General features: G+C 57.3%; 3 rRNA genes. All 3 read left to right on the top strand.

Annotated elements, in window-relative coordinates:
* Positions 1-159 precede the first annotated feature (159 nt).
* Positions 160-1,674, top strand: a 16S ribosomal RNA gene (locus tag C1A38_RS30155).
* 379 nt (positions 1,675-2,053) lie between these two features.
* A 23S ribosomal RNA gene (locus C1A38_RS30150) occupies positions 2,054-5,165 on the top strand.
* Between the two features lie 98 nt (positions 5,166-5,263).
* Positions 5,264-5,380, top strand: a 5S ribosomal RNA gene (gene rrf, locus C1A38_RS30145).
* The 16S, 23S and 5S rRNA genes sit together here, the layout of an rRNA operon.
* Position 5,381 lies beyond the last annotated feature (1 nt).

Genomic DNA, 5,381 nt, shown 5'->3' with positions numbered 1-5,381 from the left:
TGGTGTGTGGTTGTTCTTTGAGAACTCAACAGGGTGCTTGATAAGCCAGTGCCAAGTAGTTTATGCCCCGTGCCGGCTGGAGGCTTTTTGTTTCTGGTTGGTTTGGGATTCCTTTGGCAACATTTTGTTTGTTGTCGGGATGGATTGTTCAACAGGTTTTTGTTGGAGAGTTTGATCCTGGCTCAGGACGAACGCTGGCGGCGTGCTTAACACATGCAAGTCGAGCGGAAAGGCCCTTCGGGGTACTCGAGCGGCGAACGGGTGAGTAACACGTGAGCAACCTGCCCTAGGCTTTGGGATAACCCTCGGAAACGGGGGCTAATACCGAATATTCACTCATGGGCGCATGTTTGTGGGTGGAAAGTTTTTCGGCTTGGGATGGGCTCGCGGCCTATCAGCTTGTTGGTGGGGTAATGGCCTACCAAGGCGACGACGGGTAGCCGGCCTGAGAGGGCGACCGGCCACACTGGGACTGAGACACGGCCCAGACTCCTACGGGAGGCAGCAGTGGGGAATATTGCACAATGGGCGGAAGCCTGATGCAGCGACGCCGCGTGAGGGATGACGGCCTTCGGGTTGTAAACCTCTTTCAGCAGGGACGAAGCGCAAGTGACGGTACCTGCAGAAGAAGCGCCGGCCAACTACGTGCCAGCAGCCGCGGTAAGACGTAGGGCGCGAGCGTTGTCCGGATTTATTGGGCGTAAAGAGCTCGTAGGCGGCTTGTCGCGTCGACTGTGAAAACCCGTGGCTCAACTGCGGGCCTGCAGTCGATACGGGCAGGCTAGAGTTCGGTAGGGGAGACTGGAATTCCTGGTGTAGCGGTGAAATGCGCAGATATCAGGAGGAACACCGGTGGCGAAGGCGGGTCTCTGGGCCGATACTGACGCTGAGGAGCGAAAGCGTGGGGAGCGAACAGGATTAGATACCCTGGTAGTCCACGCTGTAAACGTTGGGCGCTAGGTGTGGGGGGCCTCTCCGGTTCTCTGTGCCGCAGCTAACGCATTAAGCGCCCCGCCTGGGGAGTACGGCCGCAAGGCTAAAACTCAAAGGAATTGACGGGGGCCCGCACAAGCGGCGGAGCATGCGGATTAATTCGATGCAACGCGAAGAACCTTACCTGGGTTTGACATCGCCGGAAATCCTGCAGAGATGTGGGGTCCTTCGGGGCCGGTGACAGGTGGTGCATGGCTGTCGTCAGCTCGTGTCGTGAGATGTTGGGTTAAGTCCCGCAACGAGCGCAACCCTCGTCCCATGTTGCCAGCAATTCGGTTGGGGACTCATGGGAGACTGCCGGGGTCAACTCGGAGGAAGGTGGGGATGACGTCAAGTCATCATGCCCCTTATGTCCAGGGCTTCACGCATGCTACAATGGCCGGTACAATGGGCTGCGATACCGTGAGGTGGAGCGAATCCCAAAAAGCCGGTCTCAGTTCGGATCGGGGTCTGCAACTCGACCCCGTGAAGTCGGAGTCGCTAGTAATCGCAGATCAGCAACGCTGCGGTGAATACGTTCCCGGGCCTTGTACACACCGCCCGTCACGTCACGAAAGTCGGCAACACCCGAAGCCGGTGGCCCAACCCTTGTGGAGGGAGCCGTCGAAGGTGGGGCTGGCGATTGGGACGAAGTCGTAACAAGGTAGCCGTACCGGAAGGTGCGGCTGGATCACCTCCTTTCTAAGGAGCACCATCCGGCGAAAGCTGGTATGGAGCCCGCGATCTGCGAATGTCAGGTCGGGGTGCTCAATGGCGGAGACACTGGTGAGTTTTTCCTCGGCAACGGTCGGGGCGCTTAGTACAGCCGGCTTTCGGGTTGGTGGGAACGGTTGCTCTGGTGCGGCTGGGGAGGGATGTAGAGCACCCTGTTGGGTCCTGAAGGAACAACCCGTGTTGGTTGTTTTCTTCGGAGCCGATTACTCCACCGGTTGGTGGGGGTTGGTTGCCAGGCATGGCCTGGTCTCGCATACCGCCGGCGTTGGTCCGGGTTTGGTGTGGGGCTGTGGGTTGTGGGTTGGTTGTTTGTTGAGAATTGCACAGTGGACGCGAGCATCTTTGTGGTCAAGTTGTCAAGGGCGAACGGTGGATGCCTTGGCACCAGGAGCCGATGAAGGACGTGGGAGGCCGCGATAGGCCTGGGGGAGCTGTCAACCAAGCTGTGATCCCAGGGTGTCCGAATGGGGTAACCCGGCATCAGTCATGTGATGTCACCTGCACCTGAACTCATAGGGTGTATGGAGGGAACGCGGGGAAGTGAAACATCTCAGTACCCGTAGGAAGAGAAAACAATTTAGTGATTCCGTGAGTAGTGGCGAGCGAAAGCGGATTGAGGCTAAACCGGTTGCGTGTGATACCTGTCAGGGGTTGCGTGGTCGGGGTTGTGGGACCCTGCTAAACGAGCTGACACTCGTTTGAGGAGTTATAAAACCAGTTGTTAGCTGAATGGTCTGGAAAGGCCGACCGTAGACGGTGATAGTCCGGTAGGTGAAAGCAGCTGGTCTTCTGTGGGTGTTCCCGAGTAGCGGCGGACTCCTGAAATCTGCCGTGAATCTGCCAGGACCACCTGGTAAGCCTAAATACTTCCTGGTGACCGATAGCGGACGAGTACCGTGAGGGAATGGTGAAAAGTACCCCGGGAGGGGAGTGAAATAGTACCTGAAACCGTTCGCCTACAATCCGTCGGAGCCTTGCGGGGTGACGGCGTGCCTTTTGAAGAATGAGCCTGCGAGTTAGTGGCATGTGGCGAGGTTAACCCGTGTGGGGGAGCCGTAGCGAAAGCGAGTCTGAAGAGGGCGTTTGAGTCGCATGTTCTAGACCCGAAGCGGAGTGATCTAGCCATGGGCAGGCTGAAGCGTGGGTAAGACCGCGTGGAGGGCCGAACCCACCAACGTTGAAAAGTTGGGGGATGACCTGTGGTTAGGGGTGAAAGGCCAATCAAACTCCGTGATAGCTGGTTCTCCCCGAAATGCATTTAGGTGCAGCGTCGCGTGTTTCTTGCCGGAGGTAGAGCACTGGATGGTCTAGGGGGCCCACAAGCTTACCGAAATCAGCCAAACTCCGAATGCCGGTAAGTGAGAGCGCGGCAGTGAGACTGCGGGGGATAAGCTTCGTAGTCGAGAGGGAAACAGCCCAGATCACCAGCTAAGGCCCCTAAGCGTGTGCTAAGTGGAAAAGGATGTGGGGTCGCATAGACAACCAGGAGGTTGGCTTAGAAGCAGCCACCCTTTAAAGAGTGCGTAATAGCTCACTGGTCAAGTGGTTCCGCGCCGACAATGTAGCGGGGCTCAAGCACACCGCCGAAGCTGTGGCATTCACGCGTGTACTTCGCATCATCTTTCGGGGTGGTGTGCAGGTGTGTGGATGGGTAGGGGAGCGTCGTGCCGGGGGTGAAGCAGCCGAGTGATCGAGTTGTGGACGCGGCACGAGTGAGAATGCAGGCATGAGTAGCGAAAGAAGGGTGAGAAACCCTTCCGCCGGATGACCAAGGGTTCCAGGGCCAGGTTAATCCGCCCTGGGTGAGTCGGGACCTAAGGCGAGGCCGAGAGGCGTAGTCGATGGACAACGGGTTGATATTCCCGTACCCGCGAAAGAGCGTCCCTGATGAACCTCGTTGTGCTAACCACCCAAACCAGTCAAGACCTTCGGGTTGAGGTTGGGGAGCGTGGGAACCTGGCGGGTAGTAGTCAAGCGATGGGGTGACGCAGGAAGGTAGCTGAGCCCGGCCGGTGGTTGTGCCGGGGTAAGCGTGTAGGCCGTGTCATAGGCAAATCCGTGGCACATGAGGCTGAGACGTGATGCCGAGCCGATTCAGGTGAAGTCAGTGATCCTATGCTGCCGAGAAAAGCCTCTAGCGAGTTCTGAGCGGCCCGTACCCCAAACCGACACAGGTGGTCAGGTAGAGAATACCGAGGCGATCGGGCGAACTGTGGTTAAGGAACTCGGCAAATTGCCCCCGTAACTTAGGGAGAAGGGGGGCCGGAGACGTGAAGCCCCGCGCGGGTGGAGCGTTGTATGGCCGCAGAGAGCAGGGGGAAGCGACTGTTTACTAAAAACACAGGTCCATGCGAAGAAGTAATTCGATGTATATGGACTGACGCCTGCCCGGTGCTGGAACGTTAAGGGGACCTGTTAGCTCTTCGGGGCGAAGCGGAGAACTTAAGCGCCAGTAAACGGCGGTGGTAACTATAACCATCCTAAGGTAGCGAAATTCCTTGTCGGGTAAGTTCCGACCTGCACGAATGGCGTAACGACTTCCCCACTGTCTCAACCACAGGCCCGGCGAAATTGCATTACGAGTAAAGATGCTCGTTACGCGCGGCAGGACGGAAAGACCCCGGGACCTTTACTATAGCTTGACATTGGTATCTGAGTTAGCTTGTGTAGGATAGGTGGGAGCCGGTGAAGCGCATACGCCAGTATGTGTGGAGGCAATCTTGAAATACCACTCTGGTTGATTCGGGTATCTAACTTCGGACCGTTATCCGGTTCAGGGACAGTGTCTGGTGGGTAGTTTAACTGGGGCGGTTGCCTCCTAAAAGGTAACGGAGGCGCCCAAAGGTTCCCTCAGCCTGGTTGGCAATCAGGTGTTGAGTGCAAGTACACAAGGGAGCTTGACTGTGAGACTGACGGGTCGAGCAGGGACGAAAGTCGGGACTAGTGATCCGGCACTTGCGTGTGGAAGCGGTGTCGCTCAACGGATAAAAGGTACCCCGGGGATAACAGGCTGATCTTCCCCAAGAGTCCATATCGACGGGATGGTTTGGCACCTCGATGTCGGCTCGTCGCATCCTGGGGCTGTAGCAGGTCCCAAGGGTTGGGCTGTTCGCCCATTAAAGCGGTACGCGAGCTGGGTTTAGAACGTCGTGAGACAGTTCGGTCCCTATCCGCCGTGCGCGTAGGATACTTGAGAAGGGCTGTCCCTAGTACGAGAGGACCGGGACGGACGAACCTCTGGTGTGCCAGTTGTCCCGCCAGGGGCACGGCTGGTTAGCTACGTTCGGAAGGGATAACCGCTGAAAGCATCTAAGCGGGAAGCCTGCTTCAAGATGAGGTATCCCACCACCCTTTGGGTGGGTAAGGCCCCCAGCTAGACTACTGGGTTGATAGGCCGGAAATGTAAGCCCGGTAACGGGTTCAGTTGACCGGTACTAATAGGCCGAGGACTTGCTCACAAAGGTTCTGCTCGCGTCCACTGTGTAACTCACAACAAACAAACAAGTACCCCAACGTTTTGTTGTTGGTGTGGTGTTGTTTGATATGTTGATAGGGTTACGGCGGTTATGGCGGAAGGGAAACGCCCGGTTACATTCCGAACCCGGAAGCTAAGCCTTCCAGCGCCGATGGTACTGCACTCGGGAGGGTGTGGGAGAGTAGGACACCGCCGGACA

This window comes from Verrucosispora sp. ts21 (genome assembly GCF_002879555.1).
GTDB classification, from domain to species: domain Bacteria; phylum Actinomycetota; class Actinomycetes; order Mycobacteriales; family Micromonosporaceae; genus Micromonospora; species Micromonospora gifhornensis.
Note: the sequence above shows the minus strand (reverse complement) of the source record. Positions and strands in the feature narration are given on the sequence as shown.